At 57.5% G+C, this 21,091-nt stretch carries 21 protein-coding genes; 3 read left to right on the forward strand and 18 right to left on the reverse strand.

From position 1 onward, the window contains the following. The 7 genes from IPJ12_08385 to IPJ12_08415 form a co-directional block, all read right to left on the reverse strand. Complete coding sequence (locus IPJ12_08385) at nt 1–753, reverse strand: GNAT family N-acetyltransferase (protein MBK7647159.1); 753 nt, start codon at nt 751–753, stop codon at nt 1–3. Nucleotides 754–849: 96 nt separating this feature from the next. After that, nucleotides 850–1,782 (reverse strand): carbohydrate kinase family protein, encoded by a 933-nt coding sequence (locus tag IPJ12_08390; GenBank protein MBK7647160.1) that lies wholly within the window; start codon nt 1,780–1,782, stop codon nt 850–852. Nucleotides 1,783–1,788: 6 nt separating this feature from the next. Beyond that, on the reverse strand, nt 1,789–2,949 hold the full coding sequence (locus IPJ12_08395) for a DUF3426 domain-containing protein (GenBank protein ID MBK7647161.1): 1,161 nt from the start codon (nt 2,947–2,949) through the stop codon (nt 1,789–1,791). After that, nucleotides 2,925–3,815, reverse strand: coding sequence for a 50S ribosomal protein L11 methyltransferase (gene prmA, locus IPJ12_08400; GenBank protein ID MBK7647162.1), 891 nt, complete (start codon nt 3,813–3,815; stop codon nt 2,925–2,927). Before prmA ends, IPJ12_08395 begins: the two co-directional genes overlap by 25 nt. Nucleotides 3,816–3,818: 3 nt before the next feature. Beyond that, entirely contained in the window at nt 3,819–5,177 is a 1,359-nt protein-coding gene (accC, locus tag IPJ12_08405; protein ID MBK7647163.1) for an acetyl-CoA carboxylase biotin carboxylase subunit, read from the reverse strand. A 7-nt stretch (nt 5,178–5,184) separates the two neighbouring features. Next, the gene (locus IPJ12_08410) at nt 5,185–5,637 is read right to left on the reverse strand and encodes an acetyl-CoA carboxylase biotin carboxyl carrier protein (protein MBK7647164.1); all 453 of its coding nucleotides are present in this window, start codon (nt 5,635–5,637) and stop codon (nt 5,185–5,187) included. A gap of 255 nt (nt 5,638–5,892) precedes the next feature. After that, nucleotides 5,893–6,483, reverse strand: a complete 591-nt coding sequence (locus IPJ12_08415) for a hypothetical protein (protein ID MBK7647165.1) — start codon at nt 6,481–6,483, stop codon at nt 5,893–5,895. Between the two features lie 50 nt (nt 6,484–6,533). On the opposite strand from IPJ12_08415, the gene mpl reads away from it, so the two are divergent. Next, the gene (mpl, locus tag IPJ12_08420) at nt 6,534–7,880 is read left to right on the forward strand and encodes a UDP-N-acetylmuramate:L-alanyl-gamma-D-glutamyl-meso-diaminopimelate ligase (protein MBK7647166.1); all 1,347 of its coding nucleotides are present in this window, start codon (nt 6,534–6,536) and stop codon (nt 7,878–7,880) included. Nucleotides 7,881–7,995: 115 nt separating this feature from the next. Here the strand turns inward: mpl and IPJ12_08425 are convergent, their stop codons facing one another. Both IPJ12_08425 and IPJ12_08430 read right to left on the reverse strand, forming a co-directional pair. Then, nucleotides 7,996–10,272, reverse strand: a complete 2,277-nt coding sequence (locus IPJ12_08425) for an NADP-dependent malic enzyme (protein MBK7647167.1) — start codon at nt 10,270–10,272, stop codon at nt 7,996–7,998. A 263-nt stretch (nt 10,273–10,535) separates the two neighbouring features. Further along, entirely contained in the window at nt 10,536–11,345 is an 810-nt protein-coding gene (locus IPJ12_08430; GenBank protein ID MBK7647168.1) for a nickel transporter, read from the reverse strand. A gap of 320 nt (nt 11,346–11,665) precedes the next feature. Here IPJ12_08430 and IPJ12_08435 point away from each other — a divergent pair, with 320 nt between their 5' ends. Then, complete coding sequence (locus IPJ12_08435) at nt 11,666–12,631, forward strand: AAA family ATPase (protein ID MBK7647169.1); 966 nt, start codon at nt 11,666–11,668, stop codon at nt 12,629–12,631. A 46-nt stretch (nt 12,632–12,677) separates the two neighbouring features. Here IPJ12_08435 and IPJ12_08440 read toward each other — a convergent pair whose 3' ends face one another. The 6 genes from IPJ12_08440 to IPJ12_08465 all read right to left on the reverse strand — a co-directional run bounded on the left by IPJ12_08440 (nt 12,678) and on the right by IPJ12_08465 (nt 18,265). After that, entirely contained in the window at nt 12,678–13,709 is a 1,032-nt protein-coding gene (locus IPJ12_08440; protein MBK7647170.1) for an endonuclease, read from the reverse strand. A gap of 185 nt (nt 13,710–13,894) precedes the next feature. Beyond that, nucleotides 13,895–14,260: a hypothetical protein gene (locus tag IPJ12_08445; GenBank protein ID MBK7647171.1), complete on the reverse strand. Its 366-nt coding sequence runs from the start codon at nt 14,258–14,260 to the stop codon at nt 13,895–13,897. A gap of 29 nt (nt 14,261–14,289) precedes the next feature. Continuing rightward, entirely contained in the window at nt 14,290–15,078 is a 789-nt protein-coding gene (locus IPJ12_08450) for a DnaJ domain-containing protein (GenBank protein ID MBK7647172.1), read from the reverse strand. Nucleotides 15,079–15,176: 98 nt separating this feature from the next. Further along, entirely contained in the window at nt 15,177–16,037 is an 861-nt protein-coding gene (locus IPJ12_08455; GenBank protein ID MBK7647173.1) for a ParB/RepB/Spo0J family partition protein, read from the reverse strand. An 83-nt stretch (nt 16,038–16,120) separates the two neighbouring features. After that, nucleotides 16,121–16,399 (reverse strand): HU family DNA-binding protein, encoded by a 279-nt coding sequence (locus tag IPJ12_08460; GenBank protein ID MBK7647174.1) that lies wholly within the window; start codon nt 16,397–16,399, stop codon nt 16,121–16,123. Nucleotides 16,400–16,588: 189 nt separating this feature from the next. Then, nucleotides 16,589–18,265: a hydrogenase maturation protein gene (locus IPJ12_08465; GenBank protein MBK7647175.1), complete on the reverse strand. Its 1,677-nt coding sequence runs from the start codon at nt 18,263–18,265 to the stop codon at nt 16,589–16,591. Nucleotides 18,266–18,434: 169 nt separating this feature from the next. Between IPJ12_08465 and IPJ12_08470 the strand changes: the two genes are divergently transcribed. Next, on the forward strand, nt 18,435–18,641 hold the full coding sequence (locus IPJ12_08470; GenBank protein ID MBK7647176.1) for a hypothetical protein: 207 nt from the start codon (nt 18,435–18,437) through the stop codon (nt 18,639–18,641). Nucleotides 18,642–18,645: 4 nt separating this feature from the next. On the opposite strand, the gene hypE is transcribed toward IPJ12_08470, so the two are convergent. From hypE to IPJ12_08485, 3 genes are read right to left on the reverse strand one after another with little or no spacing between them, the layout of a single operon-like run. Further along, nucleotides 18,646–19,698 carry a hydrogenase expression/formation protein HypE gene (gene hypE / locus IPJ12_08475; protein ID MBK7647177.1) on the reverse strand — a complete coding sequence of 351 codons (1,053 nt, stop codon included), beginning with the start codon at nt 19,696–19,698 and terminating at the stop codon, nt 18,646–18,648. Then, on the reverse strand, nt 19,691–20,815 hold the full coding sequence (hypD, locus tag IPJ12_08480) for a hydrogenase formation protein HypD (protein MBK7647178.1): 1,125 nt from the start codon (nt 20,813–20,815) through the stop codon (nt 19,691–19,693). The genes hypE and hypD overlap by 8 nt, the downstream gene beginning before the upstream one ends. Further along, the gene (locus IPJ12_08485) at nt 20,815–21,063 is read right to left on the reverse strand and encodes a HypC/HybG/HupF family hydrogenase formation chaperone (GenBank protein MBK7647179.1); all 249 of its coding nucleotides are present in this window, start codon (nt 21,061–21,063) and stop codon (nt 20,815–20,817) included. Before IPJ12_08485 ends, hypD begins: the two co-directional genes overlap by 1 nt. Nucleotides 21,064–21,091 lie beyond the last annotated feature (28 nt).

The following is a 21,091-nucleotide window of genomic DNA, read 5'->3' on the forward strand; positions in this document are numbered from 1 at the left end:
TTACCCCAGGTAATGCTTGGCATAACGGCCGGAAACCTTGGCCATCGGCATCAAAATCGGCAGGTCGGCCGTATTGAAATCGGGATCCCATGCCGGCTCACCGCAAATCCACGCCCCGGCACGCAGGTAACCCTTGATCAACGGCGGCGTTTCGGCCGGATGATCCTGCTGCAAGGCAGCCAGCGGCAGCGGACAACGCGGGAAAACGCGATACTCCTGCGGGCCGAGATGATCGGCGGCCAGACGATTATACAAGCTGGCCGCAGCGTGCCCGCCATCGGCCATGCTGATCGATGCACAGCCCATCAGGTAATCGTAGCTGTTTTCGATCATGAACTGAGCCAAGCCCGACCAGAGCAGTGTGATCGTTGCGCCGGTCCGGTAGTCCGGATGAACACAGGAGCGGCCGATTTCGACCAAGCGCGAACGCAAATGCTGCAGTCGGGTCAGGTCAAATTCATTTTCAGAATAGTAGCCAACCTGGCGGGCATTCTCCGGCGTCAGAATGCGATAAGTACCGACAATTTCGCCGCTTTGCGTGTCGCGCACGACCAGATGCTGACAGTATGGATCATAAATATCGTGATCAACACCCGGCGTACGGCTCGGCAGATTGGCGCCCATCTCACCGGCAAATACACGGTAGCGCAGGCGCTGCGCTTCGAGAATATCGCTCTGGCTACGGGCAAAACCCACAGCCAGACTTTTCTTTTCGGGGCGGCTGCGACCTGCAGCCTTATGGACATTTTCCATCTTTGTTCTCCTTGTATTCGTGGAGAACAAGTCTGGATGAAGGTTGTTACAAGCGCTTTGCCCGAAGATGACAGCGATATTTCACGACACGACAACTTACCAGGGCATTGCGCCAAATGCCTTTCGATAACGTTCTGCGATCTCTTCACGACTCGGTTGGTGATTCTGACCACCGCGATGAGCAATCTTGATCGAGCCCATCACGGCAGCCAGACGCCCGGTAGTCAGCCAGTCAAACCCGTTGGCAATCCCGTAGAGCAAGCCTGAGCGATAGGCATCGCCACAGCCGGTCGGATCAAGAATCTCATCGCCAGCAACGCAGGGAATGTCTTGGCGAACGCCATCGGCGTAGATTTCAGAACCTTCGCCACCGCGCGTCACGATCAATGCCTTCAAGCTGCCGGCGAGCTGTTCAAGGCTGCGACCGGTGCGATCACACAACAGCTTGGCCTCATAATCGTTAAAGCAGGCGTAATCCGCCAGCTCGATGAAATCGAGCAGTTCGTCGCCATTGAACATCGGCAGGCCCTGACCCGGATCGAAGATGAACGGTACGCTGGCATCAGCGAAATCACGGGCGTGCTGCATCATGCCCTCGCGGCCATCCGGTGCGACGATACCGAGCTTGGCATTGGCACTCTCGACCTTGTTCAAATGCGAAAAACTCATCGCGCCCGGATGAAAGGCAGTGATCTGATTGTCGTCCAGATCCGTTGTAATAAATGCCTGCGCCGTAAAGCTGCCATTCACCTGGCGAACGTGGGTACGCGGGAGGCCGAGCTTGTCGAGACGATCAAGGTATGGCGCAGCATCGTCACCGACCGTCGCCATGATCATCGGCTCTCCGCCCAACAACATCAGGTTATAAGCAATGTTCCCGGCACAGCCACCAAATTCGCGGCGCATTTCCGGGACGAGAAAAGCGACGTTCAGAATATGAATCTGCTCAGGCAGGATGTGATTCTTGAAGCGGTCCGGGAAGACCATGATGTTGTCGAAGGCAAGAGAGCCGCAGATTAGAGTCGTCATTTGGGATCAGGGGTAAAAGATATAAAGGCGGTAACCGGAAGCACCGATGTCCTTGGCTTCGATCCACAGCTTGACGGCCAGCTCGCCGTTGGCAGGGAAAGCGTCGGATTTGTTACCCGGCGGCAGATAATCAGCAGCCAGCATGACGCGTCGCGAAACCACTTTATCGTTGGTATCGGTCAGGCTCAGCTCAAGTGCTGGCCAAGCCTGAGCGTAACCAGCACGATTCTTGAGTGTAGCCTGCAGGACAAATAGGCCGCGAGCGTTGTCGGATTGCAGATCGGAGGCTTCAATCGAAACCAACGAAGCATGCCGGGGCAGGGGTATGTCAATCCCGGCAAAATCATACAACGCTATCGTATCAGGCAGGCGTAAGGCGACATCAGTGCGGAAGTGATACAACAGCTGGCCCAGCAAACCGACAAGCAGGATTACCGAAGCAAGGACGAATGGCCAAACAGCTCGCTGATTCGATTCGCCCGAAAATCCACCCGGACCGTCTCCCGCCAAAGTACCCGCCGCCCAGCGATTGAAAGCGGGCGTATCACTTAGCTCGCGCGCAGCCACCAGGCCCGCCTGACGTGCAGCCTGAGTAGACTCCTCGGAAGATTCCGGAACGATCTCGGCGGACGCGTGATCGTGCGTCTCCTCACCGAAGACTGCCTTTTCAGCAATCTCCGTTGCACCATGCGGCACCTCGTCCGGCAAGGCCTCATCAGGCTCTTCGTTAGCTTGCCGGGGCGCCTCAATCAATTCAGCGGAAAAGTCTGCAGACAAGTCGATTGCCGGCGCTTCGGCTTCGGCTTCGGCTTCGGCTTCGGCTTCGGCTTCGGCTTCCGGTTCCGGTTCCGGTTCCGGTTCCGGTTCCGGTTCCGGTTCCGGTTCCGGTTCCGGTTCCGGTTCCGGTTCCGGTTCCGGCAAATGCTGATGTTGGTCTATTTCGTACGTATGGTCTTCTGGCAGAGCACTGAGCACTTCGGTAGCCTCTGCCAATGGCATGGCGTCGTCTGCATCCGGCAACATCTGATCGAATGCATTGAATATGCGCTGACAGCTACCGCAACGAACTTTCCCTGCCTTCAGACGCAACTGCGCGGTTGTGACACGAAAAACCGTGTTGCACGCCGGGCAGCGCGTCCGCATCAGGGTTTGGTTCCTGTCAAACATACCCAGTCTTCGCGGGTATCCGCCACTTGCATTGGCAACCACTGAGCGTAGATGGCCATGATTTCATCGGCTTGCTCACGCAGAATGCCGGACAGTGCAAGTCTCCCCCCGGAGCGAACATGCGCACAAATGGCCGGAGCCAGCACGCGCAGGGGGTTGGAAAGGATATTGGCGACAACGAGATCATATTCGCCAGCCACCGGCGTTGCCGAATCGGCAAACAACGCAACCACGCCATTACGTTCGGCATTCGAGCGAGCCGCTTCCACAGCCAGCGGATCGATATCAACACCAGCTACCGAACCGGCACCCAGACGAGCCGCTGCGATAGCCAGAATGCCTGAACCGCAACCGTAGTCGAGCACCGTACAACGGTCTGAAACATTGCGTTCCAGCCACTCAAGACAGAGACGAGTGGTTGGATGCGAGCCCGTACCAAAGGCCATGCCAGGGTCAAGAATCAGGTTGACTGCGGCCGGGTCCGGCGTTTCATGCCAGGATGGCACAATCCAGAGACGCTCTGAAACGCGAATCGGGTCGAACTGCGACTGGGTGAGTTGCACCCAGTTCTGCTCTTCCACTGGCTCGACTTCGCAGGCCGGAATCTGGGTGAGCCCGATGGATTGGGCTGCCTCAGCCAGCAAGGCCTCGATATCGGCGTCCGGCTCGAGCAACGCAACGATGCGCGAATGCGTCCACCCCGAACTCGGGACCGACCCCGGCTCACCGAACAACGGCTGCTCGTCCGGCGTACCGGCGTCCGCATCTTCAATGCTGGCAGACAGCGCGCCGGCTTCAAGCAGGGCATCGCAGATCGGCTCGGCATGCGACGCATCGGTCAGAAAACTAACGCTTTGCCAAGCCATCGTTCAGAGCTTCACTTCGCCCTTGTCGGCGAGTTTCTGTTCAAGGTAGTGAATGCTCGTACCGCCCTCGATAAAGCGAGCGTCCTGCATCAATTCCTGATGCAGGGGGATGTTGGTCTTGATACCTTGAATGCTCATCTCTGACAAAGCAATGCGCATACGGCGGATGGCCTGATCACGGGTATCACCATAGGCGATCACCTTGGCGACCATTGAGTCGTAGTGCGACGGCACGGTATAGCCTTGATAAATGTGGGTATCAACCCGGATCCCAGGGCCGCCTGGCGGATGATAAAACTCGATCTTGCCGGGACATGGCACAAACGTAAAAGGGTCTTCTGCGTTAATGCGGCATTCGATGGAATGACCGCGGAAGGCGATGTCCTTTTGCTTATAGCGCAGCTTTTCACCGGCAGCGACGCGAATCTGCTCCTGCACGATATCAACGCCGGTAATCATTTCGGTCACCGGATGCTCGACCTGAACACGAGTGTTCATTTCAATGAAGTAGAACTCGCCGTTCTCATACAGAAACTCGAAAGTTCCCGCGCCTCGGTAGCCAATCTTGCGGCATGCCTCAGCACAACGTTCGCCGATACGGGCAATCAGGCGTGCCGGAATATGCGGCGCCGGCGCTTCTTCGATCACCTTCTGGTGACGGCGCTGCATTGAACAGTCGCGCTCACCGAGATAAATCGCGTTCTTGTATTCGTCAGCCAGTACCTGGATTTCCACATGTCGCGGGTTTTCCAGATACTTCTCCATGTACACGGCAGGATTATTGAAAAAGCTGCCAGCCTCCTGCTTGGTCATCCCCACCGCATTGACCAGCGCTGCTTCGGTGTGCACGACGCGCATGCCTCGACCGCCACCGCCACCGGCCGCCTTGATGATGACCGGATAACCAACGGCGCGGGCGATCTTGACGATCTCCTTCGGATCATCCGGCAACTCACCTTCGGAACCAGGTACGCAAGGCACCATCGCTTCCTTCATGGCGTTCTTGGCTGAAACTTTGTCGCCCATCAGACGAATTGTCTCGGCGCGCGGGCCGATGAAAACGAAACCCGAGGTCTCAACGCGTTCGGCGAAGTCTGCGTTTTCCGATAGAAAACCGTACCCGGGATGAATCGCCTGTGAGTCGGTCACTTCCGCCGCCGAAATAATGGCTGGGACGTTCAAATAGCTCAGGGACGAGGAGGCAGGGCCAATACAGACCGACTCATCGGCCAGCTTGACATATTTCGCCTCACGATCAGCTTCGGAATGTACGACGACCGTTTTGATGCCAAGCTCGCGGCAGGCGCGCTGAATACGCAGCGCAATCTCCCCGCGGTTGGCGATAAGAATCTTTTCAAACATGGCCATATCAGCCAATCACATAAAGCGGTTCACCGAATTCGACCGGCTCGCCATTTTCGACCAGAATCGCCTTGACCACGCCCGATGCATCGGATTCGATCTCGTTGAGCAATTTCATGGCCTCAATAATGCAGAGCGTTTCGCCCTGCTTCACTGTCTGGCCGATCTGCACGAAAGCATCGGCGCCGGGCGATGGCGAGCGGTAGAAAGTACCAACCATGGGTGACTTGACGATATGGCCTTCCGGCAACTCGTCTTCATCATCGAGATTCACTGAAGAAACCGCCGGCGCACCAGCTGGCAACTGGGGGGGCGCAGCATAATATTGCTGCGGAGCAGCGGCAATGGCACCATAGTGCTTGGCAATACGGACCTTCTCTTCACCCTCGGTCACTTCCAGTTCGGAAATACCGGATTCCTGAACGAGGTCGATAAGTTTTTTGAGTTTACGCAGATCCATGGAGACTCCCTTCTGTATCGCACCCATTGAGCGCAAAAAAACTGGCAAACGCCAGACAGTTCAATAATAAACAGGTTATTCAATTATGCGAGGGCCAACAGCTGGCCCAAATGATCCGGTCGGCAAAAATAGCCAATTACCGGATAACAGCAACGCTGACGGCGGCTTGAGATAACACTTTTCAGCAACCGTGAAAACAGTTTTTCGCTTCGTCATAGCTGCAAGTTTGCCGCAAATCGCTGCAACTTGTCCAGTCTATTCCTTGAGCAGGGCGCGCAAGCCTTCGGCGCGAATTCGATCCTGTGGACGGCCATCATGGTACTTCAAACTGACTCGTTCCATCTGTGGCGGGCAGACGACCAGATTGGCATCTGCCGTATCGGTCTCCATTTGCAGCACCGCCTCGACCCGCTCGTTGCGTGCCTCGACATGCGCGATATTGATACCCCGATTGAGCAGGAATATCTCGACCTCCTTGGCGCTATCGGCAAATAGCAGGATATCGATATGCGAATGCACGCCTGCGGTGCCATCCAGTACAGAACCCGTGAGGTAAGGATTGAAATCCACCAAAAGATCGAGCAGTTCGAGCGCCGTGTGACGCAGCGCAGCAATCAGTTCCTCATGCTCTTCGCCTTGATAAAGGATGCGATAGGCCCGCAACTCGGCTTCAACCTCGCCGTTATCCGGAAAAGCCGTGTTTTCGGGCAGCCCCAATTGGCGAGCGGCCTTCTTTTTTGCATGGTGATAGTCGGTAATGCCGTCCTCTGCCATCAGACGGGCGGCGGCACTGGCGATCGTGGCCCGGATACCGGTGCTCGGGCGTTGCTTTTCATGACGGGTCATCGGGACTCGATCAAGGTAAAATCGCCCCCATTCTAACGGCTCGACTCAAAATGCACATTCATATTCTTGGCATCTGCGGCACCTTCATGGGTGGCGTCGCTCAACTGGCGGTGGATTCCGGCCACAAGGTTACCGGCTGCGACGCCAACGTCTATCCGCCGATGAGTGACCAGTTGCGTGGCGCCGGCATTGAACTAATTGAAGGCTTCGATACCGACCAATTGGTGTTGGCACCGGATATTTTCGTGATCGGCAATGCCGTATCCCGCGGCAATCCGTTGCTCGAAGCAATCATCGACAAGGGGCTGCCCTATGTTTCCGGGCCGCAATGGTTGGCCGAGAACGTACTGCAGGGCCGCTGGGTACTCGGCGTTGCCGGCACCCACGGCAAGACAACGACAGCGTCGATGCTGGCCTGGATTCTCGAAGATGCCAATATGAAACCAGGCTTCCTGATCGGCGGCGTCCCTCTGAATTTTTCCGTGTCCGCTCGATTGGGGGAAACCCCTTTTTTCGTCATTGAAGCAGATGAATACGACACGGCGTTTTGCGACAAGCGTTCAAAATTTGTCCATTACCGGCCAAGGACGGTTGTCCTGAACAATCTGGAATTTGACCACGCAGACATTTTCAGCGATCTGGCTGCGATCGAAACACAGTTCCATCATCTGGTGCGTACTTTGCCGCAATCCGGGCTAATCATTTCCAATGCAGCCGAGGCCAGTCTTGAACGGGTACTACAGCGCGGTTGCTGGACGCCAGTCGAACGCTTCAACGATCCCGCCGGCTATCACGTCACCGGCGATGACGCCCGTGGCGAGCTGGCGCTTCATGGCCCCGAGGGAAGAATCGGTCGTACCGTGTGGAGACTTTCCGGCGAACATAATCGCGCCAATGCCTGCGCCGCCCTGCTCGCTGCCCGCCATGTCGGTGTTTCGCTGGCCCATGGCCTGGATGCGCTGTCCCGCTTCGAGAATGTAAAGCGCCGCATGGAAGTTTGCGGCGAAGTCCGCGGCGTGACGGTGTACGACGATTTTGCCCACCATCCGACGGCCATTGCCACCACCGTGGCCGGCCTGCGTCGCAAGGTCGGCAATGCCCGGATTCTGGCCGTACTGGAGCCGCGCTCGAACACCATGAAACTCGGCACCATGAAGTCACAACTGCCAGAGAGCCTGCGCGAGGTTGATGCAGCTTTCTGTTACGCCGGCAATCTCGGCTGGGATGCCCGCGAGGCACTGGCACCAATGGGTGACCGCGCTGTTGTCGAGGAGGATCTCGATCGCTTGGTCGACCAGATCGTCATCGCCGCACAACCGGGCGACCACATCCTTGTCATGAGCAACGGCGGCTTCGGCGGCATCCATGGCAAGCTGCTGGCGGCGCTCTCCGAGTAGAAAGCTTATTACCAGACACGTCCCGGCGCATTGCTGCGGTCAACGGCAAAAAAGGCCCAAAAATGAAAAAAGGCGCGGCGAGGTTTCCCACCCGCGCCTTTTTATTACGGCCTGTTTAGCGCTCCATTGACTCGACAACCGCCAGAGCCGTCATATTAACCAACCGGCGAACTGTTGCCGTCGGGGTCATGACGTGCACCGGACGTGCCATGCCAAGCAGGATCGGGCCGATGGTCACGCCTTCGCCACCGGTCATCTTGATCAGGTTGTAGCTGATGTTGGCAGCATCGATGTTGGGCATGACCAGCAGGTTGGCTTCGCCCTTGAGCGGCGAATCCGGGTTGGCTTCTTGGCGAATGGCCTCGTTCAACGCTGCGTCACCATGCATTTCGCCATCGACTTCCAGTTCGCCTGCCGTCATTGCGCCAATCAGGCCGGCCGCGATGCTCATCTTGCGCGCCGCTTCGGAACCACTGGAACCAAAATTGGAATGCGACAGCAGCGCCACCTTCGGATGCAGGCCAAAACGTTTGACCTGCTCGGCGGCCATGATGGTCATTTCGGCGATTTCCTGGGCGCCCGGGTTCTCATTGACGTGGGTATCGCAGATAAACAGGGAACGTCCAGGCAGCATCAGGTAGTTCATGGCGGCCAGCGTATTGACGCCATGGCGCTTGCCGATGATGTTCTGAACCACACCCAGGTGATGGCTGTATTGGCCAGTCATGCCACAGATCAGACCGTCGGCGTAGCCGAGCTTGAGCAGCATGGCGCCGATCACGGTCTGCTTGCGACGCATGGCGTCCTTGGCGATGCCCGGCGTGACACCACGGCGAACCATCAGCTTGTGGTAGCCCTGCCAGCATTCACGGTAGCGCTCATCGGATTCCGGATTGACGACGTCAAAATCGACACCCGGCTTGATACGCAGCTTGGCTTTTTCCAGACGATGCTGGATAACATCCGGGCGACCGATCAGGATCGGACGAGCAAACTTTTCTTCGATAACGACCTGAGCGGCACGCAGCACGCGCTCTTCCTCGCCCTCGGCGAAGATAATGCGTTTGCCCTTGGCCTGACGAGCCGCCTGAAAAATGGCGCGCATGCCAACACCGGTGTGATAGACGAATTCGGACAGCTTGGCGCGGTAGGCATCCCAATCGGTGATCGGCCGCGTTGCAACCCCCGAGTCGATCGCTGCCTGTGCAACAGCCGGGGCGATCTTGACAATCAGGCGTGGGTCAAAAGGCTTCGGAATCAGGTATTCCGGGCCGAAAGACAAATCAGCACCCGGATAAGCCATGGCCACTTCATCGGTTACTTCGGCTTCGGCCAACTCGGCGATCGCTCGCACGGAAGCCATCTTCATTTCTTCGGTAATGCGAGTGGCGCCCACATCCAGTGCGCCGCGGAAGATAAACGGGAAACAAAGGACGTTATTGACCTGATTGACGTAATCGGAACGGCCAGTCGCGATGATGGCGTCGGGGCGGACTTCCTTGACCAGTTCCGGCATGATTTCCGGCGTCGGGTTGGCCAGCGCGAAAACCATCGGCTTCTCGGCCATACTGGTGACCATGTCCTGCTTGACGACACCGGCTGCGGACAGGCCGAGGAAGATATCGGCACCAACCATGGCATCGCCCAGCGTACGCTTTTCGGTATTCTGGGCGTAGCGCGCCTTGGTCTCGTCCATGCTGCCCGGGCGACCAACGTAGATGACCCCCTTGGAGTCACAGATGGTGATGTTCTCACGCTTGACGCCGAGATCGCACCACAGGTTCACGCAGGAAATGGCTGCCGCTCCGGCACCTGAAACTACAACCTTGACCTCGTCAATCTTCTTGCCGACGACCTTCAGGCCGTTGAGCATGGCAGCACCGGAAATGATCGCTGTACCGTGCTGGTCGTCGTGGAAGACAGGAATATTCATCCGCTCCTTAAGCTTCTGCTCAATGTAGAAGCACTCGGGCGCCTTGATATCTTCCAGGTTGATACCGCCGAGCGTTGGCTCGAGGGCGGCAATCATGTCAATCAACTTGTCCGGGTCGTTCTCGGCCAGCTCGATGTCAAAAACATCGATGCCGGCAAATTTCTTGAACAGACAGCCCTTGCCCTCCATGACCGGCTTGGAAGCAAGCGGACCGATGTTACCGAGGCCAAGCACAGCGGTGCCGTTGGTGACAACGCCCACCAGATTGGCACGCGAGGTATACCAGGCGGCAGTTGCAGGGTCTTCGACAATGGCATCACAGGCCGCTGCAACACCCGGCGAATAGGCCAGCGCGAGGTCGCGCTGATTGGTCAGGCCCTTGGTAGGACGGACGGAAATCTTGCCCGGGGTGGGCCAGCGGTGATATTCAAGTGCGGCTTCGCGCAAATCCTTTTCCACGGATTCTCCTCCGAATTCGGCTATATGGGAAAACCGTTCAGATTACTCCAAAGCTTGCCTGAACGGTCACATAATTATGAATTATACGATCAATATTGGCGATGGAACATCGGGGAGCGACACCTTGATTCAGTGGAGTGGTTGCAGCGGAAATTGATACCAGCAACCGTGAGCCATGCCGGATTTGATCGCTCGCTAATTGCGATAGCAAAAAGCAACCCGCTTGAATCAGCCAACCGCCGGGCAAGCTGATCGATACACAATCAAACAGCCGCTGAACGACGCGTCAGACGCAAGGCACCGACATAACTGAGCGCAATGATCGCTACCAGTACAAAACCGAAAAACAACTCCTTGCCCTCACTCCAGGCATCCAGCGATGGCGACAACAACTTGGCAGCGCCAAAGGCGGCGACCAGCAAACTGACGCCGGAAACAACCAGGCCCATGACCCGCGATGCAATCAGCGCCACTTGATCCGCACTGGCAATCAGGCGGGCAATCCACAAGCCATTGATACCGTCTGTCAGCAACATGCCGAGCATGAACAGCATGGCCAGCATCAATGCGTGCTGCCAACCGCCGAACTGGGTCGCAGACAACGCGAAGAAGGCGGCCTGCGACAAGGTGTCGAATGACAGCGCAAACAACGCACCGACCAGCGCGATCAGCGCCGGATGAGAAACATGACGAAGATTTCCGAGCAGGCGTCCCTTGATGCCAACCGGCTGCACCATTTCATGAGGCTCGGCGGCAAGCACGGCAACCAGATTGAGGCTACCCAGCGCGACCAGAAAGACGATGGAAATCACCGACCCGATCGTCCCGAACCAGGGCGGCACTTCCCAATGCCCGGCAATGGCCGACACCCCGAGGGCGATAGCCATTACAACAGCGCCATGCCCCAGGGAGAACAGCGTGCCGCAATAACGGGCCAGACCGGGACGGTTGCGGGTGTTATACCGGGTCAAACCGTCGATGGTCGCCAGATGATCCGCATCGAAGCCATGCTTCATGCCGAGTACGAAGGTCAGGATCAGCCACGACAGCCAGTCCGCAGGTGGAGTTTCCATCATCAGCTCCAATTAACACTCCGGTAATCTTCATACAAAGCGGACGCCAGATCAATGCGTCAAGTTTCGGATTGCGTTTCAGTAAAGCGGCATCCCGCACCGACAAAGGGCACAAATTGTCGGATTGCTGCGGTCAACGTCGAAAAACCGGCAAATTCCAAAATATTCTGGCGGCTGAAGCAAGCCAGAAAATCTCCACAAATCTCATTGATACAATCACTTACCTGTTTTACGCCAAAATATGGAACAAGATATGCTTGAGATAAGCAGCAGCAAGCTGGATTCGTTAAACGGTGTAAGAGCGCATGGAGAAAGTCATCATGGCACACAGTGAAATCCGACTATCGGTCGCTGAAGAGCGAACCATCTACGACGTGGCAGCCATCGAACGTGCCATGGAAGACGCCGCCGGCAACCGCAACGAAGCGCTGGCCACCCTCTACGACAAGATGAAGCAGCGCGGCGGTGGCCGCTTTCTGGTCCGCCCGACCGGCGCCGACATGATCGACGACCTCTACGATAGCTGCCCCAATTTCATCGAAGTCATCGACGACCTGAAAAAGTATGTTGCCCTGTCTGTCGCGGGCAATGAGCCGATGAGCTTCACGCCCATTTTGTTGCTCGGCGAACCCGGCATCGGAAAGACTCACTTCGCCCGTGAACTGGCTACCCACCTCGGCACCGGCCACGAATTCATCTCGATGAGTTCGCTGACCGCCGGCTGGGTTCTGTCCGGTGCCTCATCACAGTGGAACAATGCCAAGCCGGGCAAGGTGGCCCACACGCTGGTGCATGGTGACTTCGCCAACCCCATCGTGGTGCTCGACGAGGTCGACAAGGCTGGCGGTGATTCCCGGTATGACCCGATGGGTTCGCTCTACGGCCTGCTCGAACGCGACACTGCCCGCGCCTTCAAAGACGAGTTCATCGATATCGACATCGATGCCTCGCACATCTTGTGGGTGACGACAGCGAACGACGAGCGCAGCATTCCGGAACCCATCCTCAACCGGATGAATGTTTACGAAGTACCACGCCCCGATCACGATGCCGCGATCAGTATCGCCGCCGCGCTCTACCGTGAAATCGTCAGTCAGCACGACTGGGGGTTTCCGCCTGAAGCCGAAGAAGCGGTGCTCGAACGGCTCGGCTCGCTACCGCCGCGCGACATGCGCAAACGCCTGCTCGCCGCCTTCGGCACGGCCAAACTGGAAGGACGCAACTGGCTTGAGGCGCGTGATTTTGAACAAACTCGCACCGGACGCAGCCGAAAGATCGGCTTTTAGCAGAGTTACGAACGGAAAAACAAATCGGCGTCGCCGAGGTGCAGGCTTAGACCTCGGCGATCCGCACCGACACCGGAAAATGGTCGCTGTAGCCATCCATATTGACGTTTTTGGCCGCATTGCCACTGGGCAGACCAAAGCGGATGGGTCCCTCGCCAACACGGTGGCTGACGGCCTTCGGGAAAGCCTCGATGCGAGCACTGCCCTCGATCACCCGAAAGCCGCTCTTGCCGGTCAGCAAGCCCGGTGAAACCATGATCTGGTCGAACAGACTGGCATCACCGCCGAAATACAGCGTACCGTTCAACGGGCGCTGCCGGCCATTGTGATCAGTCACGGTCTGCATCGTGTACTCCCAGGCGAAATTGTAGAACTTGGCGCTCTTCGCGCGCTGAACATCCCCTTTGTCACGAATACCCTGAGCGTGAATGGTGACCGACTTGTCAAAAGGGTCATCATTGAAATCGCCCAATGCAATCACCGCCGCGTTCTCACCCTTTTCTTCACGAATACGGTCATGCCAGTAGGCAAGCGTTTCGCCTGCCGTCGCCCGAAAACCGGCCGAATACTCCGGGCCGTTTCCGGCTGATGAGGAGCGCGACGGCCAATGATTGGCCAAGGCAACGATCTGTTTTCCGGAGGCAGTCACAAACGTAATCTGCGTGATGTCGCGCGTTCCCGTTCGCCGCATCACCCAGTGCGAGAACAGTTCATTGCGATTGGCCGTCAGTTGTTTTACATCGTACAGGAAGGCCGTATCTATACCCCGCTGCTCACGCGCCGCATCGACATGCACCAATTCATATTGCCTCGCCGGAAGCGCCACATTGAGTGCATCCGCCAGCGCCTGCAACGCAAACTGGTTTTCCACCTCACAGACACCGAGCAGGTCCGGACCTGTCGCATCTTTCATCTGGCGGATGATCGACACCAACTGCGCCACTTTCCTTTTGAACAAGACCTCAGACCAGCCGCTGAGCTCTTTTTTCATGGCTTTGGCTACCCATGGCTCGCGGCCAGCGTAAGCCTCAGGGGCAAAGAAATTTTCGAGATTCCAGAAAGCGACCAGATAGGGCATGTGCGCAGGCTCCATGGACAGATGACAAGCATCCGGGGCCGCCCGCGGCCAATTTACGCCACTCAAGCCAACCCCAAGACAGGCGAGGTGACTCGGCACCACCTTCGCCATCTGTCCAGTCTATAAAGCAAGTGTCGAAATTCAAAGGCATTTTTGGTGCTCAAGATCTGGCACCCATCTGAAAATCAGGGAAGTCGCCGGAAAACTGTCACCGACCCATCCGCTTCCCTAAGGTGGAACGCCGCCGGTTCTACCAACAGCACTGGGTTGGGATCACTGACCAGTCGCTCTGCCCGCGTGATGTTCCAGATAATTTGGTTTTCCTGATAGCGCCAGAGGCCATATTGCAGCACCGTGCCATCGTCTTTTCTGATTTCCCACTCTCCGTTCGCGGCCAGATGAATGGGCGTCAGCGCACGGGAAGACTGCCATTTGCCAACAAAATCCTGCTCGCTGACAGCCTTTCTGCAGCCGCCTGAAGCAATGCAGAGTAGCCCGATCAAGATGCCGACCACCCAGGACTTTCCGGATAAACGGGTAAGCAGCGGCATGGCCAAATTGTCGGGATAACTCGCCGTCATCACTCCCTATAGCGACTTGGCTGCGAGCGAAATCGGTTGATTTCCTGCTCGCGACGAGCCAACTCGGCCTCTTTCGCCGCACGCTCAATTTCTTCCTTCTGGCGGACTTCCTCCGCCTTGATACGCTCGGCCTCCTGCTCCGCCAGCAGGTTATTGGCAGTCACCTCGGCCCCCAGGCGTCGCGATTCCTCTTCAAAACGCTTCAGCTTGAGCGCCTCTTCCTCCTCGTGCCGTTGTCGCTGAGCCTCATCACGCGCTGCCTGTTCCTTGCCTCGCATGTCTGCCAGCAACAAATCAGCTTCGGCCCGGCTCGCCACCCGAATGCCGTAGGTTTGGTAAAAATCCTGAAGGTAGGCTTTTTCAGCGAGCGGCGACGTCGCATCAACATCAACCATGGCCTTGGAGCGCTGATAAGCCATGAACATCACCCCCATCTGCATGACCATCCCGACAATCATCAGGCCGGCAATGATGGTCAGCAATCGGCGAATCGGACTCCACTTGGCGGATTCCAGCGCCGCTGCTGTGTTCAATTGGACATCCAGATGGCTGGGCACCTCGCCACGCATGGCCAGGCCTGCGTCGTAATCAGCGCGACGCGACGGTGCCGAAAGGACTTCCCAGGCTTGCTTGAGCAGTTGTTGCTGAAGCTCTGCTTCCACCTCTGGCAACGAACCATGACCGGCAGCCAGCGCCTTCGACATCTGCAGATAGGCAGCACTGATCTCTGCCAGATCGGCATGCTGAGATACAGCCAATAAATCGTAGTACGTCGTTCCCTGCTTCATGAGGTGAGGTTTTTCCGGTGGAATCAGTCGCCAAGCATAACAAAGCGGCGGCTCGGGCAGCAATTGTGCAGGCGCAGAGGAGCCTTGCGGGCATCCAGTCAGGCGCTCTTCAAGGCCAGAAATTCGTCGATCAGACGCACCAACAAGGCCTCCTCATCGCCTTCGCTCAAGCCAAGAATGTCGGCGACCTGCTTCATCTTCCCCGGATTGATCCGAGTACGCGCCGGCGTGACAACTTCAGCCGACGCCATTGCCGATGGCGTAAGCTCAGCCGGTGCTGCTTCGGGAGCCGGCACATCCTTCTTCTTGCGCCCGCCCCCGGCATCTGACAGCGCTTTGTCCATCACCTTTTTTGAGACTTTTTCGCCCTCGGGCAGTTGCGCAATCTGGCTGATCAGCAAATCCGCTTTGGCCCCGTCTTTTTTGGCCAGTTTTTCCAGTTGTACTGCGGCACCGGTACTCGAAATTTTTCCGGCATCGAGCAGCACAGTCACCTTTTCTGAAAGATTGGCAGCAGCTGTTGCCTGATTGAGCCAGGTCGGCGCCCGGGCGAAATGTTGAGCCGCCTCTTCCGGCGTTTCGAAACGGTCAGCCATTGCCTGAATGGCATTGGCCATATCACGCGCCTCCAGCCCGGAACGAACACCCAGCCCGATATTCTCGAAAATTTGCACCTCCAGCGCTTCGTCGGCCGTACAACTGCGAATAACTACCGGCACGCTGCTCTCGGCAGCCAGCATGGCAGCCTGGCGGCGGCGCTCGCCAACGATCACGGTATATCGGCCCGCAGTATTGGCCGGGCGGACGATCAGCGGGTGAATAACGCCCACCTTCCGTATCGAATTGGCCAGCCCCGTGAGACTCGCTTGGTCAATGTTCTGTCGGGGATGACTGGCATCCGGTTCGATCTGCGAAATTTCAAGGATCTGAAATTGCGTGGCGCTCTCTTTGAAGGTCATGGCCGATTTACCAGTGTGAAATTTTTCAGGCAATAAAAAGCCCCAGCAGGCAAACCTCTGGGGCCTTGCAACAACAGTGCAGCTTATTTCTTGGCGACGGCGGCCTTGAAATTGGCACCGGCGGTGAACTTCGGCACGGTGGTAGCAGCGATCGACAGCTTTTCGCCGGTCTTCGGGTTCTTGCCTTCGCGAGCGGCGCGAGCAGAAGCCTTGAAGCTGCCGAAGCCGATGAGAGACACGGAGTCTCCGCTGGACACTGCGCCAACGATGGCGTCGAGAACGGCGTCAAGCGCCTTGGCAGCATCAACCTTGGTCAGGTCGGCTTCAGCTGCGATTGCATCAATCAGTTCGGACTTGTTCATCTGTATTCCTTGAGTTGTAAAAAGCGGGCTCAGGGTGGGAGGATTTCCGAACACCCTTGAAGGGCCGCAATTCTAAGTCCATTCATGCTTAATCGCGAAGTATGATCATGACATTGATCGGCGATCACACTGCCCGGCGAACCGGAAGCGGGCCGCATAAGCCTGATGATGCGGACCAAAAGCCCGACATCAGTCCGGCACTTTCCAGTCGAGATCGCGGTGGCGGGCAAGATGGCGTGGCGTCCATGACGCTGGAGAGCGGGAAACAAAATGATGGCGCGCAATATGGTATGAGGCATCGAAGCCGTAGAAATTGCGCTGCATTTCCTTCAACTCCTCTTCGCGGTACGCCGCCAGGGGCTTGATCGCTTCGTCAGACTGACGCCTGGCTTGTTTGTCGTCCAGCCTTTTCTGAAAATCGGGGAATGCAGCAAGTTCGGCCGCCCGACGAGCCACATCGACATGAAAGCCGGGGCCGGGCAGACAAGCATCGTAAAAGCCGAGCTTGACGGCTTCATGCGCCATCATTGGCAGTCGACGACGCATGACGGCCCTGGCGCCATCCTCGCCAACCCGCTGCGGCAAAAGGTAAGTCCAGAATTCCGAGCCGTACAGGTTACCCATGTTTTTGTAGTGCGGATTGAGCACGACCCCGTCGCGCACCCAGACAAAGTCGGCCGCCCGCGCCAGGAAACAACCGCCGGCGCCGGCATTGCCGCCGACGGCCGCTACTACCAGCCGGGTCTCGCATCGCAGGATGGTTTCAGCCAGATCGTCGATGGCGTTGATGTTAGCCAACGACTCGTCAGCCGGGCTGTCGGCCGCCTCAATGAGGTTCAGGTGAATGCCGTTTGACCAGAAATCGCTGCCACCACGCAACACAATAACTTTGATCGCCCGCTCGGTTGCCCAGCGGAAGGCTTCGGTCAGGCGGCGGCATTGCTGCGCGCTCATCGCACCGTTGTAAAACTCGAAGCTGAGAAATCCGACGCCAGCCGCTTCTTCGTAGGCAATGTCCTGCCAGGTCGGCGTCGGCGACTTCCAAAGGCCGGCCAATGGCAGTTCGGGCAGGTCGGCGGCTTCTGCAAATGCGTGCGTGCTCGGCAACTTGATGCCTCCTGCCCGCTTCACGTGGCCGATCCAGATGCCGCCATCAACCGTTGCACGACAAATTGCCGTCTCGCGACGGCCAAGTACGCTTCCCGGCACACCTTTAAAAACAGCCTCCGGCCAGGCGTCAAACAGATGACAGGGGTGACCGAACAATTCGTCGGCAACACCGGGAAAACCATCGGCTGCATTGAGCCGGGCGAGGATAGCGGCGGTGCTGTCGAGCGACCAATCGATGGCTCGATCAACCTGCGTCATGATGGCATGGGCCTGCCCAGGGACGCGTTCGGATTTGAAATTTCCGGCTTTTTCCCGGTCGACCGCAGCAATCACTGACCTGACTGCCGCCTCGGTCACTTCATTGCGATAAATCGACGATTTCTTGCCCGGGCGCATCGGAACGGTTGCAGAGGCCCAAACCGGCCCTGCATCCATCTCGGCCTCCGCCTGCAGCACGGTCACACCCCAATGCTTGAGGCCATGCTGAATCGCCCAATCCAGCGCCGACGGACCGCGGTCGCCAGGCTCACCTGGATGGACCACAAGACAGCAATAACGCGACCAGATCGACTCGGGGATCGCCCGTTTCAGGAAAGGCGCAATGATCAGATCGGGCTTGAACAACGCTACCGCCTCTTCGGTCACGCCATCGGCGATATCGAATTCGATACTGACATCGTGACCTCGCGCCACCATCTCGCAATAAAGGCGCTGCGTGAGGCTGTTAAAACCATGAGTGACAAAAAGAATTCGCATAATCCACAGTTCTTTACATTTCATGCCGATGCGGTGAAGCACGGCAGGTCAAGGCTTTGCGGCGGGCGCCCTTCAATGCTGCATATACCTATAACTTTCGCGATATTTTTCAATCGCTTGCATTTGGTTACGATGCGGTGCAGCAAAAAATATCAAGGGGTGAACCGAAATGCGATCACAACGAAAACCTGCCAAGGCACTTAATACCGTGCTGTATCGCGCACCGCGACCGGAGTACGTCGCAGCCATCCGCTACCCGGACGGCCGTCGCGATCTCTTCCATATCCGTAACGCCGACAGCTTGGCCGATGCGCGCGAACTCGTTATTTCTGAAGTCGGCGACGTGCAGTCGGTCATGATTGCGCTGCGTCATTGATCGTTTAACAAATACGCGGCAATTGTTCACCACTCAGCCAGTCCACAATGCGCTTGCCGCCAAAACCGGTCGTCATCTGGACAAAATGATGGTCGTCTTCATGCACCCGGCCGATGATAGCAGCCTCACTCCCCAGCGGATGAGCGCGCATTGCAGCCACTAGCTTCTCTGCATCCTGTTCGACGCAGATCGCTACCAGTTTCCCCTCGTTCGCTACGTAAAGCGGGTCCAGCCCCAGAAATTCGCAGGCCGCACTAACCGCCGGCTTCACCGGCACATCCTTTTCCTGCAACATCATCCCGACGCCGGATTGCTTGGCGATTTCATTCAAGGTTGTCGCCAGTCCGCCTCGCGTTGGGTCGCGCAGGACATGGATGTCCGCACCGCTGGCCCGCATTGCGTCAATCAAACCATGCAGTGCTGCCGTATCGGAAACGATGGGGGACTCAAAACCGAGACTTTCGCGAACCGCCATGATCGCCATGCCATGGTCACCCAGCGTGCCAGAAACCAGGATTGCATCGCCCGGCTTTGCATGGCGCCCCGACAATTCGCGCCCCGGTGCCACGACACCAACGCCGGTTGTCGTGATGAACACACCATCGCCCTTGCCACGCTCTACCACCTTGGTGTCACCAGTGACAACCGGCACCCCGGCCGCTTTGGACGCATTGGCCATGCTTTGCACGATACGCACCAAATCGGCGATTTTGAATCCCTCTTCAATGATAAAGGCTGCTGACAAATACAACGGCCTCGCCCCCATCACTGCCACGTCATTGATCGTGCCATGAACGGACAGACAACCGATGTCCCCACCGGGGAAGAACAGCGGCGAAACCACATGGGCATCTGTCGCCATCACCATTCGCCCCTCACTCACGGCCGGCAACAGAGCGCCATCGTCGCCTTGAGCCAGATATTCGTTGCCGAGGTATTTGGCAAACAACTCCTCGATCAATTGCGCCATAGCCCGGCCACCGGCACCGTGCGCCATGTCGATCCGGCCATGCTTGATATCGAGCGGACGGAGGTAGTTTTTCCCGGTGTCAGGCATCCTTGTACCGTCCGTAAGTGTAGTGGGCCGCGCAGGCGCCTTCGGAGCTGACCATGCAAGAACCGACAGGATTCTCGGGCGTGCAGACCGTACCAAAAATCCGGCAGTCCTGCGGCCGCTTGACACCGCGCAGGATGGCACCGCATTCGCAGGCCTTGTTATCAGGCACCGACCGATAATCAACAGGAAAACGCCTTTCGGCATCAAATTCGGCGAACTGGCCGCGAATGCGCAATGCAGAGTAGGGAAGTGCATTCAACCCGCGCCACTCGAAACTTTTCCGCAATTCAAATACGTCGGCCACCAGTTGCTGTGCCTTCTTGTTGCCCTCACGGTCGACGGCCCGCGAAAACTCGTTTTCGACCTCGGCTCTACCTTCGTTGACCTGTCGTATCAGCATCTTGATCGCCTGCATCACATCAAGCGGCTCGAAACCGGCAATCACCACCGGCTTGCGGTATTCCTCGGCAAAGAACTCATACGGCCGGCTGCCAATGATGGTCGAAACATGAGCCGGCCCGATAAAGCCATCCAGCGGCACAGTCCCCCACTGGCGCACCTCGGGCGATTCGAGAATGCTGGCAATCGCCGATGGTGTCAGCACATGGCAGCACAGTACCGAAAAATTCTTCAGCCCCAGCGCCGCGGCCTGCTTGATGGCCACAGCCGTCGGCGGCGCGGTGGTTTCGAAGCCGATGGCGAAGAAAACCACCTGCTTGTCCGGATTTCTCTGCGCCAGGGTCACTGCGTCGGCACTCGAATAAACCATCCGGATATCCCCGCCACGGGCTTTGGCTTTCAGCAGGGACAAGCCGTCAGAGGCCGGTACGCGCAGGCAATCGCCGTAAGTGCATAGCGTCACCCCTTGTTCCAGCGCAAGGCGGATTGCCTGATCAACACGGCCGATTGGCAGCACGCAGACCGGGCAACCCGGGCCATGAATCATCCTGACGTTGTCCGGCAACAGATCGCAAACCCCGTAGCGCGAGATGGCGTGGGTGTGGCCGCCACAGAACTCCATGAAATGGTAGCGGTGCGCCGGATCGGCCTCGCGGGCTATAACCCCGGCCAAGCCTTTGGCCAGGTCCCCATCCCGGAATTCGTCGATGTACTTCATCAGTGCAAAATCGGATCGCCGTCATCGAAAGCCGCTTCGCCCATTTCGGCAAACAGCTTGAGGGTCTTTGCTGCCTCGTCCGGATCCAGTTTGTTCAGCGCATAGCCGACGTGGACGATCACGTAATCGCCGACGACCACGCCCTCGACCAGCGCCAGCGAAATTTCCTTCCGGACCCCGGCCAGATCGACCAGGGCATTGTCACCATCGCGCAGCTCAACGACTTGTGCGGGAATTGCCAGACACATGACGGCTCCTCAAATACTGATGATTCGA

The sequence above is a fragment of the Betaproteobacteria bacterium genome (genome assembly GCA_016709965.1).
In the GTDB taxonomy this organism is placed as follows: Bacteria; Pseudomonadota; Gammaproteobacteria; order Burkholderiales; family Rhodocyclaceae; genus Azonexus; species Azonexus amarohabitans.